Below are 15,683 nucleotides of genomic sequence, written 5' to 3' on the forward strand. Positions count from 1 at the left end.
CAAAGGTGCTTTGAACGCTATTGGTTTCTGTGGGCTTATTCATGATAACTCCGGTTAGCTACTACGACGACAGGGTTGTCGTTGTCTGGTATCCAGTTTACCGGCCTAAGATCGCTGGGTCGGTGCGCCAGCGATCTTAGTGACCACAATGTTTTGCTGTTAGCAGGCGCGGCCGCCACCTTGTTGCTTGGCTTTGTACATGCCGGCATCGGCGTAGCTGATCAAGGTCGCTGCTGTACTGGCATGATCCGGATAAAGGGCAATACCGATACTGGCCGATAACTTAATCTCATGCCCATGGATCTGATAGGGCTGAGTTAAACTTTTGCCCAGTTTTCTGGTAAAAGCGATGACATCGGCTCTGTTCTTAACGTCGGTGAGCAGTACCAAAAACTCATCGCCACCATGGCGACTGACCGCATCGCTGCTGCGTATCGCTGATAGTATGCGCTGACTAACTTGCTTTAGAGCGTCATCACCAGCGGAGTGACCATGTTGATCATTGATTGGTTTAAAGTTGTCCAGATCGATAAAGAGCAAAGCAAACTGCTTGTGTTGGCGCTTGGCCATACTGATGGCATGACCAATCCGATCCAGCATAATGTTGCGGTTTAGTGTTTGAGTTAGGGCATCGTATTGGTTGTCGCAGCTTAGTTGCTGAAGCCTGGCCTGGGTGCTGGTATTCAATGCGCCGCTTTGCAGCAAAGCGAGCGATAACAATTGATTGTCTTGCTCCAGCCGAAGCTGTTGTTGATACCAGAACTTTTGTTGTACCACAGCTTCGCAACGCATGTGTACCATGTCGCTGGCCAGTTGGTTCAGTTGCAGTTGCAAGACAGCTGGGTTGGCAAATTTTGATTCGTTCATCATAACCTCAGTTCGTCTGCTGTGGTGTGAAAAAGAATGGAGTAAGCCGAAATTGGCAGCTTACTCCAGATGGAGATGCAGTTATGTTCGCTATCGAACGTTATTAACATCTAAGCTTTTATTCTTCATACACCAGCTGCTTCGAGCTGACACTTTTGACACCACGGATGTTCTGCGCCAGTTCAATTGCCAGGGCTTTTTCAGCGCCTGAGCTGACAGAGCCAGCCAGGGTAACAATGCCATCGTCGGTTGTTACAGAAATATCCGAGCTGGTGACATTGCTGGAGTACATATAAGTCGACTTCACCTTGGTGGTGATCCAGGTATCCGCCATCATACTGCCTTTGTCGGTATCGCTTTGGCGGTCACTGGCTTTGCTGGCCGCTTTATCTTTGATTTGTAACTGATTGTCTACCGAGCGAACGCCAGCTGTGTTTTTAGCCAGTTGCTCTGCTTGTTGTTTGGCTTGCTGGTTAGCCACGCTGCCACTTAGCTCAACCTTGCCATCCTTGGTGATTACCTTGGTATCCATGCCTTCAGTGTGCTTACTCCATAGCAGCTTTGATTTGACCGAGGCAGTGATGGTGGCATCATCCACCACATCCCCAAAGCTGCGCTCTGCTGGGTTGGTACCGCGGCTTTGTGCTTTGTAGTTGGCATCGACGGTGATTTGGTTGTCCACACTGCTCACTCCCTGAACGCCAGCAGCAATAGCACCGGCCAGTTCTTTGTGGACATCGTCTTCAACTTTTCCGGTTAAGGTGGCTTTGCCATTATGTACCGCTACACTCAGATCATGGCTGCGCAAGTAAGGGTTCAGGGTGTAGGTGGTAACAATCTGGGCTTCCTGGCGGGCATTGGTGAGCGAGCTGCCTTGCTCTTTTGCCGCCATGCTTTCGCTTGCCATTGCCTGGCTGCTGCCAAGTGCCAGCGTGATAGCCGTTGCCAATAGCAGCTTCTTAGTAAGAATGTTCATGTTCATTTCCTTTTATGGCTATAGCGGGTTGTGCCGGTACAGCACAGTCTGTACCGACCCAAGAGGATTAGGCGTTTGAGCTTCGGTTTAGAAAGCTCTTCACCTGGTTGTTTGCAACGTCTGGCGCCATGTTGTAACGCTGCTGAACTAAGCGTGATAGTTGCTCGGCATCACCATCACTTTTGAGCAGTTCGGCTTCGCTGAGTTTGCCCCATTGGCTCTTGGCTGCTTTGACCTGTTGTGGCCATTTAACTTTGGTACCAGGCAAGGCGTTTGCTGGCTCTTTTTTATCCGTAGCAGTTTTAGGAGGCGGCGCTGCATTGGTCGCGTTCTTGCTATTGGCATTGGTGCTGGTTTTGCCTTGGCCCATCGGCTCATTCTTGCCGGGATTATTGCCTTTTGTGTTCTGGTTCATACAAACCTCAGTGTTCACTCAATCCGCACATAAGTGTGCAGACTGGTTAGATACCATAGAACGAAACTGAATTTGTGTCGGTGCGTCAGCGCGCATAGGGGATAAGCATGTGCTAGCGTACCTTCAATTTAAACTATGGAAATACTGATTAGCTTCGTGTGGTAACGAACGGACGTGGCTGATCTCTTTTCATAACCTTGTGACTGAGCAACAGCCTTGCTGCAAGAGTAAGTGACAAAGCTATTTGGTCGCTTCAGTTTTCAGGCATGTGCATTTTGGGTGCTTCTTCTGCTGGTACATTTTAGATAACCAATCAGGAGTTTACGGTGGATTTGAAGAGTGGTTATCCTTTTTGGGCAGTCAAGAATGGTCTGATGTATGCGTTTCCGCAGCTGGATGCCGACTTGTCTTGCGACGTGGCGGTGATAGGTGCAGGCATTACTGGTGCTTTAATTGCGAATGAATTGGCTAGTCATAGTTTTGATGTTGTTGTGCTCGAAAAACGCGATGTTTGTTGGGGCAGTACATCCGCCAGTACAGCCTTACTGCAGTACGAAATTGATACGCATGCAACAGATATCGCCAAGCGATACGATCAGGCCTCAGCGAAGCTGGCTTATCAATCATGTTTACACGCGATCAGTGAAATCGAAGCATTAGCCCATCAGGTCGGCAATGTGGATTTTGCTAACTGTAAAAGCCTGTACTACGCGAGCAATCGCGTGGATCGCCTGCGACTGGCGGAGGAATTCGCCTGGCGGGAAAACCATGGTTTTCCGGTTCGCTGGTTAAGCCGCAAAGCGCTTAAAGATGAGTATCAACTGACTGCACCTGCGGCGATACTCAGTACTGTAGCTGCCCGTGTTGACCCGTACAGACTGGCATCCCGGTTGTTGCGCCAGATGCAGCAACAAGGCACGCGTGTTTTTGATCGCACACTGGTGGAGTCGATCAAGGTGAGCGACCATTCGGTCCAGCTGAGTATTGAGAATGGACGAACGGTCAGAGCTAAGCATCTGGTGATAGCGAATGGCTATGAAGCGCAAACCTGGTTAAAGCAGAGTGTCGCAAAAAATCGTAGTAGTTACGCTTATATTACGGATCCGTTAGATAAGCGGGAGCTGAGTTGGTTGGCTCATACCATGTTATGGGAATCTTCCAGGCCGTATATTTATCTTCGCAGTACTGGCGATGGGCGATTGTTGGTGGGGGGGGAAGACGACGAACACGATATCCCATCGCGCCGGGACAGGATGGTCGAGCGAAAGGCGGCAAAGCTGCAGCGTAAGGTCACTCGCTTATTTCCTCAGTTGCAGGCAAAACCTGCCTTCGCCTGGGCTGGTACCTTTGCCGAAACCATCGACGGTTTGCCGCTGTTTGGCCCGCATCCGCACTATGGCCCCCGGGTGTTATTTGCTCTGGCCTATGGTGGCAATGGCATTACCTACAGTATGCTCGGCGCCGGATTACTGCGCGCCCACATTGAAAATAGAGCACACCCATTGTCCGAGTTGTTCTCTTTTAGCCGATTGGGAGCGAAGTAATGAGTAGGTGCAGATCATGAAGTTATTTGGGTGTAGGTATGCGCTCAGTCATCAGTGGAGGTCGTCATGCCTGACAATATGAAGCATACCAGCGTTGAAGCGGTGGCGTTACGCTCAGGTCCGCCGTTGTTCAACACGTTTGAACTTCGTTTATTCCGCTACACGGCTGTACTGTTGTCACTGGTTGTAATGACCATGCTGATTGGAGTCACTTTGTGGTCATTCGGTCGGCTGTTAGGTGTATTTTACAACCTGCTATTGTCGCTGTCTTTGGCTGGTATACTGGCATTGGTGCTTTATCCTCTGGTGCAGTTGCAGCAGTGCTACCTTCACTTCCCCCGCTTACTGGCTATTGCTGTGGTGCTGCTAGTCTTCTTTATGGCTATTGGCAGCCTGATTGTATTTCTGGTGCCTACTCTTGTGAGTCAGGCCGTGCAGTTAATGAGTTCATTACCCGACACCATGATACGTTGGCATGAGCATTTTTCTCTGCATTTTCCTGAGCTTAGCACTATGATTTCTGCTCGTTTTCAAAACGGCAGTGATAAGGAGTTTGAATCTATTTTACCGGGGTGGGATGAATCGGGTAAGACTATTCTGTCTTATCTGGGGATCTTGGCTGGCATCGGCTTTGTGCCACTTTTTCTGTTTTTCGCTTTGCTTTCCGGTGATGGACTCCGAAAGAAGGCCGCTGAACTATTTTCCGTTTTTCACCAGCCTACTCAGCAGAAAATGTTGTATTTCATCGATGTGTTTGTAGGCTTCGTGACAGCCTTCTTTCAAGGCCAGCTGATAATCGCTGTCTGCATGGGGATCTTGTATGCCATCAGTTTTTCCATGCTGGGGCTGGAATACGGAGTGCTGGCAGGGGTGGTGTTAGGGCTGCTCAATATCATCCCCTTTCTGGGCACCCTGATCGGTTTAGTTGTGATCCTGCCAATGGCTTATTTGCAATCGGGAGGTGGTATTGAGTTGATGGTGTTGGCCGGAGTGGTATTTGCGATAGTACAAGTTATTGAAAGTTGGATTTTGACTCCGAAAATTATGGCCAACCGATCAGGGTTGCATCCCGCACTGGTGGTGATTTCGTTGTTCTTTTGGGGCTCGGTGCTGGGCGGTATCATTGGTATGGTATTGGCGGTTCCCCTAACGGCTTTTTTTGTCGCTATATGGGGTGAGATCAAAGCTAGCTTGCAGCATGCTTTTAGTAGCCAGGAGGTGAAACCATAATACTCAACAATAGGGCATTCGCTGATTTCTAATGCGCCGGTATCCGATGGATACCGGCAGTTCATTTTTACTTGGTAGTTTTATTGATTTTTAGATGTTTTTTGTTGATCTTGCTTTGGTTTTTTCGAATCACCACCAGGCAAGGTAGATGCTTGACCTTTTTGGTCTTTTTGATCTTTATTGCCACCTTTAGGGTTGTTGGTGGTTTGATTGGTTTGTGCCAACTTTTCGGCATTATTTTGTTCAAAGTTCTGGTTCATAGTAACCTCGGTGTTTTCACAGTTTGCACAGGATTGTGTGAGCTGGTAATCCACTATAGGGAGAGGTGACTTTGCTGTCGGTGCGTCAGCGCGCATAGTTACTTATGGTCACTGTTGTTGCGGCTTCATTTGTTGCGGCAGATCAAGGCGTCGTTTAGGGCGAAAAGTTAAACTAGCCACTGATTTCCATGCGATGAGAATAACTATGTCAGGCATTCACTGGGATCCGGCTCTGATCGCCAAGTACAATATTCATGGGCCACGTTATACCTCCTACCCGACAGCACTGGCGTTGCAGGCACCCTTTGATACGACTATCGTGCAAGACACCCTGCAACAATCCAGTGGCGAGCTAAGCCTTTATTTGCACTTGCCATTTTGCCATCAGCTTTGCTACTACTGCGGTTGCAACAAGGTGATTACCCGCCATCAGCACAAGGCGGATCGGTATCTGGATGCGTTGGAGCAGGAGATGGCGATGTATCAGCCGTTGGTGGCACACCGGCCGATAGGCCAAATCCATTTGGGCGGCGGTACCCCTACCTTTTTGACTGAGCAGCAGCTTAGTCGTTTGATGCAGATGTTTCAGCAGCACTTTGATTGCTCGGACCTGGACGAGCTCAGTATTGAAATTGATCCGCGTAGCTGCAGCCTGGAAAAACTGGCGCATTTGCGTAAGCTGGGTTTTAACCGGGTTAGCTTTGGTGTGCAGGATTTTGACCAGCAAGTACAAATCACTATTAACCGCGTACAGGATGCCGATTTAATTCGCCAGTTGGTGCAAGCTTCCAAAGATCTTGGTTTTGGCTCGATCAATCTGGATTTGGTGTATGGTTTGCCGTATCAGCAGCTAGCTTCGTTTCAGCAAACCATAGAACAAGTGATTGCCTTGGATCCAGATCGTATTTCGTTGTTTAGTTATGCGCACTTACCAGCACGCTTTGCCGCCCAGCGCAAACTGCCCGAGCAGTCTTTGCCCGATGCCAGCAGCAAATTGCAGTTGCTGCAGATGAGCATTGCCCATCTGACCGAGGCTGGCTATCAGTTTATTGGTATGGATCATTTTGCCAAACCGAGCGATGGCCTGGCACGGGCGCAGCGGGCAGGGCAGTTGCAGCGTAATTTTCAGGGCTATACCACGCATGGCCAGAATGCCTTGCTGGGCCTTGGTGTTTCTTCCATTAGCCAGGTTGATGGGGTGCTGTGGCAGCATGAAAAAGACTTGCCGGACTATTACCAGGCCATGGAGAGCGGCCAGTTGCCGCTGGCCAAGGGATTTGTATTGTCCAAAGACGATTGCATTCGTGCTGAATTAATCGCTGAGCTGATTTGCCACTTTGAACTGGATACGGCAGCTTTTGCTAAGAAGTGGCAGCTTGATTTTGTCAGCTACTTTGCCGATAGTCTGGAACAGCTCAGGCCGTTTATTGAGGATGGCCTGGTTGAGCTTAAGCCCGGAACCATCCAGGTTTCAGAGGCGGGCAGGTTGTGGGTGCGGAGCATTTGCAGTGCCTTTGATGTGTATTTGCAACAAGGTCAGCAGCGTTATTCCAAAGTGGTTTAATACCAAAAGTGGTGTAACACACAAAAAGCCACCGCAAGGGTGGCTTTCGTGAAGAAGGTGTTGGTTACAGGTGATAACTGATGTGCTGATGGAAGCGCACCACTAAGTCATCACGCTCGGGGTTCAGATTCACCCCTTTGGCAAAACGACGCAAAGCAGTTTCGACCTGGTTCATAAAGCGACCATAACCCATATCGGTGTAATCGTCTTTGGTAGCAAAGATAATGAATTGCGCGGATTCCACCAGGTTGCTGTCGTCCCAGTCGGCAATCAGCTGACCTTCGCTGACGCTGGTATCAAAACCAATCATCTGCAATTCTTTGCCGGTACTCATTTTGTCAAACTTACTGTTTCGCACCAGAGGCAATAGACCGTTGGCCAGAACGGCACGATGGGTCAGTTTATTCAAGCTGGTTGCCTCAACAAATTGATCCTGAATCAGCTGGTACAAGGCGGTGTAAGGCCGATCCGATTTAGTATCAATAGTCACCTGTTCTTTGACATAGCGGCTAAGTGGTAAGTTGATTATGGCGTAGGTCAGGGCGCTGTGCTTTTCTGGCAGTTCACAATTGCGCGCCTTGTAACGAGCATCCAGAGAACGTAGCTTGTAGCCATAACTTTCTTTCACGCCTTTTTGCTTGGCAAATAAGTCGTAAGTTAAATGCTGGTGATCCCGCATCTTGATGCTGAGCTCCGGGCTATTGATTTCGTCGCTAAAGCGCTGCAATAGGGCGCGGACTTTGTTGTGGAAATCAGCAGCGTTGGCGCGAATGTTGGCATCGGTGGCCAGGAACAGCAGGGAAACTTTACGGGCTTTTTCTGCCGGATTAAAGAAGCTGTTCTGCGCTTCATGATAGGCCGGGTTGTAGAAAAACAGAATTTGCTCGGCGGTTTGCAGGGTATAGGCTTCGGTATGAAAACGCACTACTGGCGTTTTACCATTGGCAATCAGATGCACATTGCGCAGGCCAGCCTGATCGGCCAATTCAAAGAAAATCTTACCCAATTGCAAGTAAAACTCTTTGAAAGGTTCGGCACTATCCACCATAGGTGCGCCAAAACGAGCCAGAATAGCATCCGTCAGGCTGAACTCAGCAAGTAGATACTGATTGTCTCTGGAACTGTTTGGAATATAAACTTTGTGTTGGCTGCTGACCGGCATAACTCCCCCGTTAAAGCTGTGCTAAATTTCGGCTATTGTAGCAAATTTTAGCCAGCCAGACTTATCATTTTTGCTGATTTTTCACAAAGATAACCGTCGGCATACTGCATGAGTATGCCGACTCGCTTTACTGGCCTTTGCGTGCAAAGCGGCCCAGTTGCTGCTGGGTCCTGGCTGTGCCCTCCAGCAAAGCCTTGGCGGCATCATCAATAGATGTCATCTGGGTATTGGCTTCGTTGGTGACGTGCTCAATAGCCGATAAATGTTGATGCGTTTGCTGGTAGCGCTTCTCAAGGGCACCTACGGTGTCATTGATGCTTTGCACACGGTTCTTAGCATCCGCCAGCTGCTGTTGCAAACCAACAAATTCGTTACTGGTGACACTGGTTTGTTGCTGAGCTTGTTTAGCCTGCTGGTTTAAGCTTTCCGACTCAGTGCGAGTTTCCTGCACCAATCGCTCCATATCATTTAAAAAGCCGGAAATCTGGCGGGTGGCATCGTTGACCTTAGCTGCCAAAGTGCGGACTTCATCGGCCACTACTGCAAAGCCTCGGCCTGCTTCACCTGCCCGGGCCGCCTCTATGGCCGCATTCAGCGCCAATAAGTTGGTTTGGTCGGAGAAGTTTTCTACCATCACCAGAATTTGTCGTACATTTTCAGCATTCTGATGCAAACCATTGATGGTTTGACCAAAGGTATCCAGCAGTTTGACAATACTCGCTAATTGGCCAGAAAGTTGCTGCATTTGACTGCTGGCACCCTGAGCGCTGCTGACGGTCACCGTGGCTACCTCACTCATTTGATCGCCATGCTGCACAATATCAGCCAGGTATTCTAAAACCTGATCACTTTCACCACGGATCTGATGGCTGCGCTTTTCGGTATCCTGCAAGTGACTGCGGGTGGTACGCACTGCTTTAGACACCTGCTCATTGGTCTCATGCGTACGCTTAGCTTCCTGGTGAATTTCGCCCAACAATTGCCCCAACTGACTGACAAACTGGTTGTACTGCTCGGACAGGGTGCGAAACTCATCATGCGTAAAAGCGGGCAGACGGTGCTGTAAATCCGTACCTTTGTTATTGGTTTCTTGCAAGGCCGACACTAAGGCATGCACCGGGCGGACGATTAAATGATGCAAATAAAAAATGGTAAAAATAAAGGCTGCAGCCCCCACTAACAACAAAAGCCACCAGCCGGTGGTGGCTCCATCCGCCGGATAGGCCAGGTACAGAGCTGCGGCAAAGAAAAACGCCAGGAACCCAATGTTGCCGATAATTTTGCGGGTGAGGGTATAAAAAAAGGTTTGTTCAATAAAGTTATACACTTTGGCAAAACTCCCCATAGTCTTTCCATGCATCAGTTTAGTTTACAATAACAGCAGCATAGCATACCTAAAAGCTCTGACTATTGTTACAGCGCAGGTTTTGACCGCTTTTTTGGTTGGTGTCTAGTGGTCTGTCACTTCGGGTAACAGGGTAAGGCCATGACGATGAAGCTTATGGCTCAGCTGCTCTTGTTGCAGTAGTTGCAGCACCCACTGATGCAGGGTGGCTATAGCAAGCTCATGCTCTGGATTGATCAGCAACTGGTGGTGGTAACTTTGATCAACCCGATCGGAAATGATGATTTTTTCGCTATTTTCTGGATGAGAGCGCAGGTACTGATGCAAAAAAGAACGGGTAACGATGGCGGTATCTGTACGTTGTTTCAGTACCAGCTCAATACTGGCCTGATGATCACTGACCAGTGTCATATAATGCTTTTCCGCCAGCAAGTCTGGATCAGTTTCGTAGTTAGCAATTTGATAATGAAAGCCAAGAATACCGGCTATGGTCTTATCGCTCAAATCGTCAAACCACTGCTGTGAGCTGGCGTTGCTTGCCAGCGCAATAAAGACTTCATCATCTTTGGCAAAGGCCGGGGAGTTATCGATAGCAATACCACGTTGCACCCAGCCCCAATAGGGATCCTCAAAGAAAATCGCATCAAACAAGCCTTGCTGGTAATCCTGATGTCGGCGAATCGGTGTGGTGAGCACCAGCTCAAAGTGGTAGTCTTGTTGCATCTGGTTTAGTTGTCGGATGAGCTCCACGGTAAAGCCTTTGGCCAGCCCATGTTCCAACTCAATGTAGGGAGGAAACTGATAGCCTCCCACACGCACCAGAGTTTTTGCAAACAGCTGATTGAAAAAAAGCATCCAGACAATTAACGCAGTTATCACAACAGACTGCATGATCGATTCCTTTTTACAGCGAAAGCTAATTCATTCCTTGCCTATATCTTCGTACCATAGTTCCGGTGAGCAGGCAATAAAGTCTTCCATCAGTTGGATGCATTCTGCATCCTGTAAAATCGTCAGTTTTACCCCGCGGCTACGAACATAATCCTCTGGGCCTTGAAAGGTTTTGTTTTCACCTACAACAATAGTTGGGATGCCATACAATAAAGCAGTACCACTGCACATATCGCAGGGTGATAAGGTCGAATACAGCGTGGCTTTTTTGTAGTCTGAGGGCGATAAACGGCCGGCTTGCTCCAGGCAATGCATTTCGGCATGCAAGATGGCGCTGCCTTGCTGTACGCGCTGGTTATGACCACGGCCGACAATTTTGCCATCTATCACCAGCACAGAGCCAATAGGTATGCCACCTTCAGCTAACCCTTTTTTGGCTTCTTCGATGGCTGCTTGCATAAAAGGATCGGGCATAGTTACTCCGGCTGTTTCTGATTAGGGATTATTTAGCATAGTTGCTTTCTTGTTTTGCTGCGAGTGCAGTTTTGTTGCACCATATGCTGTGCTAGATTGCAGCTAAGCAAGAGTTGGCAGAATAGGGTAAAGACAAATGGAATGGCTAGTGGCATTGGTGATGGGTGTTGTGACACCAGCGGTGGCAACACAGAATGAAGCGGCTGCACAGTTTTGGTTGAATATGGCACAGCATTGTGGCCAGGCTTATGAAGGCCGGCGGGTGATAGCCCGGGACGATAGGCCAGATTTGCTGGCAGGCAATGAGCGATTGATTGTGCACTTTCGCGAGTGCTCCAGCGAGCTGCTGGCACTGCCATTTCATATCGGTGCTGTCGATGGCAGCTGGGATCGCTCACGAACCTGGCGCTATACTTGGCAGGATGGCAAGCTGGAGTTACGGCACGATCACCGCTTGAGTAGCGGCGAACCGGATGAAAGCAATACCATGTACGGCGGTTTGTCTATCGGACGCGGCACGCCCGAGCAACAGCAATTTTTATTTACCGAGCGCACCGCTGAGGATGGTTCGGCGCTGGGCTGGCGTATTGAAATAGTACCAGGTGAACGCTATACCTACGGCACTTTTAGTGGAGACAGTGGCGATAACTGGACCTGGCGGCTGGATTTTGATCTAAGCAAACCGTTGGATAAACTGCCCCCAGCACCCTGGGGGCATGAATAAACGGCTTTGCTAGTTAGCTGCCGAAATTGGCGGAAAAGTTGTAAATCACGCCCAACGACAGAGCATAGGGATCCTGACCGGGCTCGATAGCCAGCGATTTGCCATGGCCGCCACCGGCCGATACATTAAAGTTGGCATTGTCGGCGTTGTTGGTGAAGGCCGCTGCTGCATAAAGCGTGAGCTGGCGGCCAAAGCGCCGGTCTAGCCCCAATGCCAGCATGGTGGCACTGCTGTTGTCGGCATCGGCGTTACCAGCATGGTAAAGCTGGGCTTTCACGCTGTAGGCGTCATTGATACGATAAGCAGCCCCGATGCCGTAAGCATCTCTGTTGCCACCACCGAAATTTTCACTGTTTTGCCAAAAGGCAGTCAGGCGCCACTGCTCGTTCAGACGATAACTGGCGCCAGCACGAAACCCGCTCAGTGCGGTATTGTCTAGTCGGTTGCGCCGTTCGTAGGCCAGCATTAGCATCAGCTCTTTGTTATCAAAAGTCACCGAGCTACTGATGGCATCGTCTTTGTTGTCGCTTGTTGCGCCTGTGCGATCATTGGGTGAGTAATGCAAATCCAGTGTGATGTTCTGCATGGCCGGTGTCTGATAGTGCAAGCCATTTCGAAAGCGCCGATCCAAATCAACCCCGCCACCGCGCACAATATTACGGGCATCCCCAACCTGATCGCCAAATAAATCGGTCCGGCTACGGACATTTTTCAGCGGCGTATCAAAAAAGCCTGCCCGTACTAAGCCAAAATCACCTTGCAAGCCCAAAAAGCTGTTACGGGAAGCCCAGTCGCCACTGCCTTCATCAAGGCGAATAAGGCTTTCAATTTGCAACAACACTTTCAGGTTGTCCTGCACTTGTTGTGAGCCGCGGATGCCGAAGCGGCTGGCATTGCTGGAAACATTCAGGCCACTGTTGTTGCCATTGTCCAGCTGATCGACCGACAGATGAGCCCGGCCGTAGATGCCAAACTCAGTGGCTTGCACAGGGGCTAGCAGCAGGGTACTACTGGCTGTCAGGCTGCATAGGAAAAGGTGTTTTTTCATTAGGAATATCCGTCATATTTTGGTCATAATGGTAGTTGCCTGGCTATGGAAATAAAAGTAAAAACAGGCGCTAATCCGTTTTTGCCAGATAAAAATGGATCTGCAAGTTTCTTGCTGGTGGCCACAGCTGCTGCAGTTGTTGCACTAGTTCGCTGTAGCTAACGCTATCAAACAATGACTGTGCTTTGCTACTAAGCAAAATATTGGCTCGAATCGGCTCTTGATAATACAGGTTCAGTTCAAAATCATCAGCATCAAGTTGGTAAAAAAGCAGCAACTGACGAATAGCGTCAGACAAAGCAGGTCGAATATGTTGTGTTTGCTCAGCGGCAGGGGTTTCTATCGCCGGACTATTGATGTGCACCAGGATGTCACCGATTTCCGGAAACTGCTGCTGCAGTTGTTGTTTCACCTGGGTACCTAGCCAATGCGCTTCGGAGGCACTGAGCCGCGGTGCGACTTCCAGCTTTAGCTCCAGCAGTACTTTGCCGCCACTGGTGCGACTGCGCAGAGCATTCACCGCCAGAATGCCTTGGGTTTGCAAAATATGCTGGCGATAGCTTTGTTGCTGTGGCTCTGGCACGGCGGTATCAATTAATTCGGCCAGGCTGCGCTTTAACAGCTGCAGGCTAATGGCTCCAATCAGTACAGCGACCAACAGGGCCGCCACTGCATCCAGCCACCAAAATCCCAACATGGCGCCGCCAGCACCCATTAGTACCACGATGGACGAAAAAGCATCGCTACGGCTATGCCAGGCATTGGCACTAAGCAAATCTGAATTCATTGCCCGGGCTGCTTTGATGGTGTACCAGTACAAACCCTCTTTTACTAACCAGGACAAGGCGGCAACCAGCAGCACCGGCCAGGTTGGTGTTTGGCTTATTTGTGCATGCAACAAGGTGACGCTGTTTTGCCACAGCAGACTGAAAGCGACCGCCAGCAGAATGAAGCCAAGCAATACAGTACCCAGTGTTTCAATACGGCGATGACCAAAAGGATGACTGGTATCGGCGGCCCGCCCGCCCAGGCGGATACTTACCAGTACCACGGCATCGGTGGCCAGATCTGACAGTGAGTGGATACCATCGGCCACCAGGGCGGCAGAGTGACCAAACACTCCGGTGATGACTTTTACTACGCCAAGCAAGGCATCAAACGCGGCTCCCACCAGCGTTACTTGACTGGCATGAGCTGCATCCAGCTGTGGGGTTGTTAATCCAGAATGCGAGTGCTTCATGTCATGTAGCCGCTGCAGAGACCGATGCTTCCAGTGTTAGCTACTGATGCGTCTGACGTCAAGATGAACCGCAAGTACTAATGGGGCAATGGCCATCGTCTTGCCAGGTACCAGCCAGCTATCATGGCCAGCACAAAAACCAAAGTGGCAGGGCTGCCTGCACTTAAAGCAGCTAACGCCGGTCCAGGGCAATAACCGACCAGGCCCCAGCCAAGACCAAAAACAGCCGCACCAATCAAGATAGGTTTATCGAGCTTGGTGACGCTTGGCAGTTGAAACTTCTCCGCCAGTAAAGGCGCAGGTTTGCCACGCACCAGGTGAAAACCAACGCTGTAAACAGCCAGCGCTGCGGCCATCACCAGGGCTAAACTGGGGTCCCAATTACCGGACAGGTCCAAAAAGGCCAGTACTTTGGCAGGATCTATCATCATGGAGACAGCGATGCCGATGGACATCAACAAACCGGCGACAAAAGCGATGATGATTTGCATGGACTACTCCTTAAAACAAGCTGGCGACGAGAACGCCAACAGCCATAAAAATAAGCGTGGCGGTGATAGATCGAAGCGAAAAACGGCCAATGCCACAGACACCGTGACCAGAGGTGCAGCCACTGCCCCAGGCCGTACCCAGCCCGACCAGCAAACCGGCTATGATGGTTCTTGGGCCTAGCTCGGGGGTACTGAAACTAAAGTCCTTGATGACGAGTGTCACCAACAAAGGTCCCAGCAGCAATCCGGCGACAAAAGCCAGACGCCAGCTGCGGTCCTGTTTTTGGAAAATCGCCTGACTGGCAATGCCGGAAATTCCCGCAATTCTGCCAAGAGCGGCCATCAGCAACAAGGCTCCCAAGCCAATGAAGGTGCCACCAATCAAAGCGGATAGTGGGGTAAAGTTTTCCATGATCACCTCTTACTTCACGATAGGGAGCTTTGCATCTAGCCAGCCCTGCATGCCCGGAGCAACCGAGTAAACCTTTGAAAATCCCATGCGTTGCAGAGATTCCGTTGCCAGGGCGGAACGTGCACCAGAGCGACAAATTAAATAGAGTGGTTCGGCAGCCAATTGTTCCAGGGCAACGTCTGCAGCACAACCACTGGCGGCGACGGCTGGGTGGTTGGCCAACTGCATTTCCAGCACGCCTCGGGGATAATTCACCGCACCTGCAATATGGCCCTGAGCAAACTCTGCTGGCTCACGTACATCAATCAATCTGGGTTCAGGATGTGTTTTCAGGTAATCTGACAGTTGTTCAAGGTCGACTTCCTGGATGCTGGCTTTTACTTCTGCTACCAATTGTTGTGCTGTTTTCATCTGTGTCTCCAATTGCTATATAACGGATTGAGTTACGACAACAACTGCCATAACGGCTAAAAATATCGCAAAACCCTTCTGCAGTTTTTCTTTCGGTAAACGGCGGCCAATCCAGGCACCTAAATAACTGCCGGCAATACCTGCCACGATCATAAGAGCAATGACGCTCCAATCAAAACTCAACCCCTGGCTGGTAAAGACTACATAGTATTTGGCAAAGCCAACAAAGGATTTTAAGGCGATCACCACCAGGCTGGTCGCCACCCCGATTACGATAGGCAAGCCGCCCATAAGCACCAACGCCGGCACGATGAGAAAGCCACCACCGACACCGACAAAACCAGTGACCGCACCTACGATCAGACCATCAGCCAAGACTTTTGGCTTGTTAAAAGCGAGTTGGTTCGCGGTATCTTTTAATTGGCTGCGCCACATAAAGACAGCAGCTACGATCATCAAGAGGGCAAACACCAGCAACTGCCAACGGCTGTCGACCATAGTCCCCGCCCATGCCCCCAGATAGGTGCCAAACATGCCCGGGATACCAAACCAAAAGACATGACGCCAGCTGATTAGTCGCTTAAAACCATTGTGAAAAGAGCCAAAAGCACTGATGGCTGCGACGATAA

General features: G+C 50.0%; 18 protein-coding genes. 4 read left to right on the plus strand and 14 right to left on the minus strand.

Features of this window, described 5'->3' with window-relative positions; genetic code table 11:
• Positions 1–159: 159 nt before the first annotated feature.
• The 3 genes from JJU14_RS14360 to JJU14_RS14370 all read right to left on the minus strand — a co-directional run bounded on the left by JJU14_RS14360 (position 160) and on the right by JJU14_RS14370 (position 2,258).
• On the minus strand, positions 160–867 hold the full coding sequence (locus JJU14_RS14360; RefSeq protein WP_228614382.1) for a GGDEF domain-containing protein: 708 nt from the start codon (positions 865–867) through the stop codon (positions 160–162).
• A 118-nt stretch (positions 868–985) separates the two neighbouring features.
• A complete protein-coding gene (locus JJU14_RS14365) occupies positions 986–1,843 on the minus strand; it encodes a BON domain-containing protein (protein WP_228614385.1) in 858 nt (285 codons plus the stop codon).
• Between the two features lie 67 nt (positions 1,844–1,910).
• Complete coding sequence (locus JJU14_RS14370; protein ID WP_228614386.1) at positions 1,911–2,258, minus strand: hypothetical protein; 348 nt, start codon at positions 2,256–2,258, stop codon at positions 1,911–1,913.
• Positions 2,259–2,584: 326 nt separating this feature from the next.
• Here JJU14_RS14370 and JJU14_RS14375 point away from each other — a divergent pair, with 326 nt between their 5' ends.
• Positions 2,585–3,802, plus strand: a complete 1,218-nt coding sequence (locus tag JJU14_RS14375) for an FAD-dependent oxidoreductase (protein WP_228614388.1) — start codon at positions 2,585–2,587, stop codon at positions 3,800–3,802.
• Positions 3,803–3,868: 66 nt separating this feature from the next.
• Positions 3,869–5,032: an AI-2E family transporter gene (locus JJU14_RS14380; protein ID WP_228614389.1), complete on the plus strand. Its 1,164-nt coding sequence runs from the start codon at positions 3,869–3,871 to the stop codon at positions 5,030–5,032.
• Positions 5,033–5,112: 80 nt separating this feature from the next.
• On the opposite strand, the gene JJU14_RS14385 is transcribed toward JJU14_RS14380, so the two are convergent.
• On the minus strand, positions 5,113–5,292 hold the full coding sequence (locus JJU14_RS14385; RefSeq protein WP_228614391.1) for a hypothetical protein: 180 nt from the start codon (positions 5,290–5,292) through the stop codon (positions 5,113–5,115).
• 205 nt (positions 5,293–5,497) lie between these two features.
• On the opposite strand from JJU14_RS14385, the gene hemN reads away from it, so the two are divergent.
• Positions 5,498–6,856, plus strand: a complete 1,359-nt coding sequence (hemN, locus tag JJU14_RS14390) for an oxygen-independent coproporphyrinogen III oxidase (protein ID WP_228614392.1) — start codon at positions 5,498–5,500, stop codon at positions 6,854–6,856.
• Positions 6,857–6,920: 64 nt separating this feature from the next.
• On the opposite strand, the gene JJU14_RS14395 is transcribed toward hemN, so the two are convergent.
• The 4 genes from JJU14_RS14395 to JJU14_RS14410 form a co-directional block, all read right to left on the minus strand.
• Positions 6,921–8,018, minus strand: a complete 1,098-nt coding sequence (locus JJU14_RS14395) for a DUF3083 family protein (RefSeq protein ID WP_228614394.1) — start codon at positions 8,016–8,018, stop codon at positions 6,921–6,923.
• A gap of 127 nt (positions 8,019–8,145) precedes the next feature.
• Positions 8,146–9,363, minus strand: coding sequence for a methyl-accepting chemotaxis protein (locus JJU14_RS14400; protein ID WP_228614395.1), 1,218 nt, complete (start codon positions 9,361–9,363; stop codon positions 8,146–8,148).
• A gap of 105 nt (positions 9,364–9,468) precedes the next feature.
• Positions 9,469–10,254, minus strand: a complete 786-nt coding sequence (locus tag JJU14_RS14405; protein WP_228614397.1) for a transporter substrate-binding domain-containing protein — start codon at positions 10,252–10,254, stop codon at positions 9,469–9,471.
• Between the two features lie 30 nt (positions 10,255–10,284).
• Positions 10,285–10,728: a nucleoside deaminase gene (locus JJU14_RS14410; RefSeq protein WP_228614399.1), complete on the minus strand. Its 444-nt coding sequence runs from the start codon at positions 10,726–10,728 to the stop codon at positions 10,285–10,287.
• Positions 10,729–10,864: 136 nt separating this feature from the next.
• Between JJU14_RS14410 and JJU14_RS14415 the strand changes: the two genes are divergently transcribed.
• Positions 10,865–11,452 (plus strand): hypothetical protein, encoded by a 588-nt coding sequence (locus JJU14_RS14415; protein WP_228614400.1) that lies wholly within the window; start codon positions 10,865–10,867, stop codon positions 11,450–11,452.
• A gap of 13 nt (positions 11,453–11,465) precedes the next feature.
• Here JJU14_RS14415 and JJU14_RS14420 read toward each other — a convergent pair whose 3' ends face one another.
• The 6 genes from JJU14_RS14420 to JJU14_RS14445 form a co-directional block, all read right to left on the minus strand.
• Positions 11,466–12,500: a porin gene (locus tag JJU14_RS14420; RefSeq protein ID WP_228614401.1), complete on the minus strand. Its 1,035-nt coding sequence runs from the start codon at positions 12,498–12,500 to the stop codon at positions 11,466–11,468.
• 70 nt (positions 12,501–12,570) lie between these two features.
• Positions 12,571–13,740 carry a cation diffusion facilitator family transporter gene (locus JJU14_RS14425; RefSeq protein ID WP_228614403.1) on the minus strand — a complete coding sequence of 390 codons (1,170 nt, stop codon included), beginning with the start codon at positions 13,738–13,740 and terminating at the stop codon, positions 12,571–12,573.
• 77 nt (positions 13,741–13,817) lie between these two features.
• On the minus strand, positions 13,818–14,231 hold the full coding sequence (locus tag JJU14_RS14430) for a DUF6691 family protein (RefSeq protein WP_228614404.1): 414 nt from the start codon (positions 14,229–14,231) through the stop codon (positions 13,818–13,820).
• A gap of 10 nt (positions 14,232–14,241) precedes the next feature.
• Positions 14,242–14,643 carry a YeeE/YedE thiosulfate transporter family protein gene (locus JJU14_RS14435; protein WP_228614406.1) on the minus strand — a complete coding sequence of 134 codons (402 nt, stop codon included), beginning with the start codon at positions 14,641–14,643 and terminating at the stop codon, positions 14,242–14,244.
• 9 nt (positions 14,644–14,652) lie between these two features.
• Positions 14,653–15,054 (minus strand): rhodanese-like domain-containing protein, encoded by a 402-nt coding sequence (locus JJU14_RS14440; RefSeq protein ID WP_228614408.1) that lies wholly within the window; start codon positions 15,052–15,054, stop codon positions 14,653–14,655.
• Between the two features lie 15 nt (positions 15,055–15,069).
• On the minus strand, positions 15,070–15,683 hold a 614-nt coding region (locus tag JJU14_RS14445), incomplete at its 5' end, for a sulfite exporter TauE/SafE family protein (protein ID WP_228614410.1).

Origin of the sequence: Alkalimonas sp., assembly GCF_020831925.1 — a bacterium.
Taxonomy (GTDB): Bacteria; Pseudomonadota; Gammaproteobacteria; order Enterobacterales; family Alteromonadaceae; genus Alkalimonas.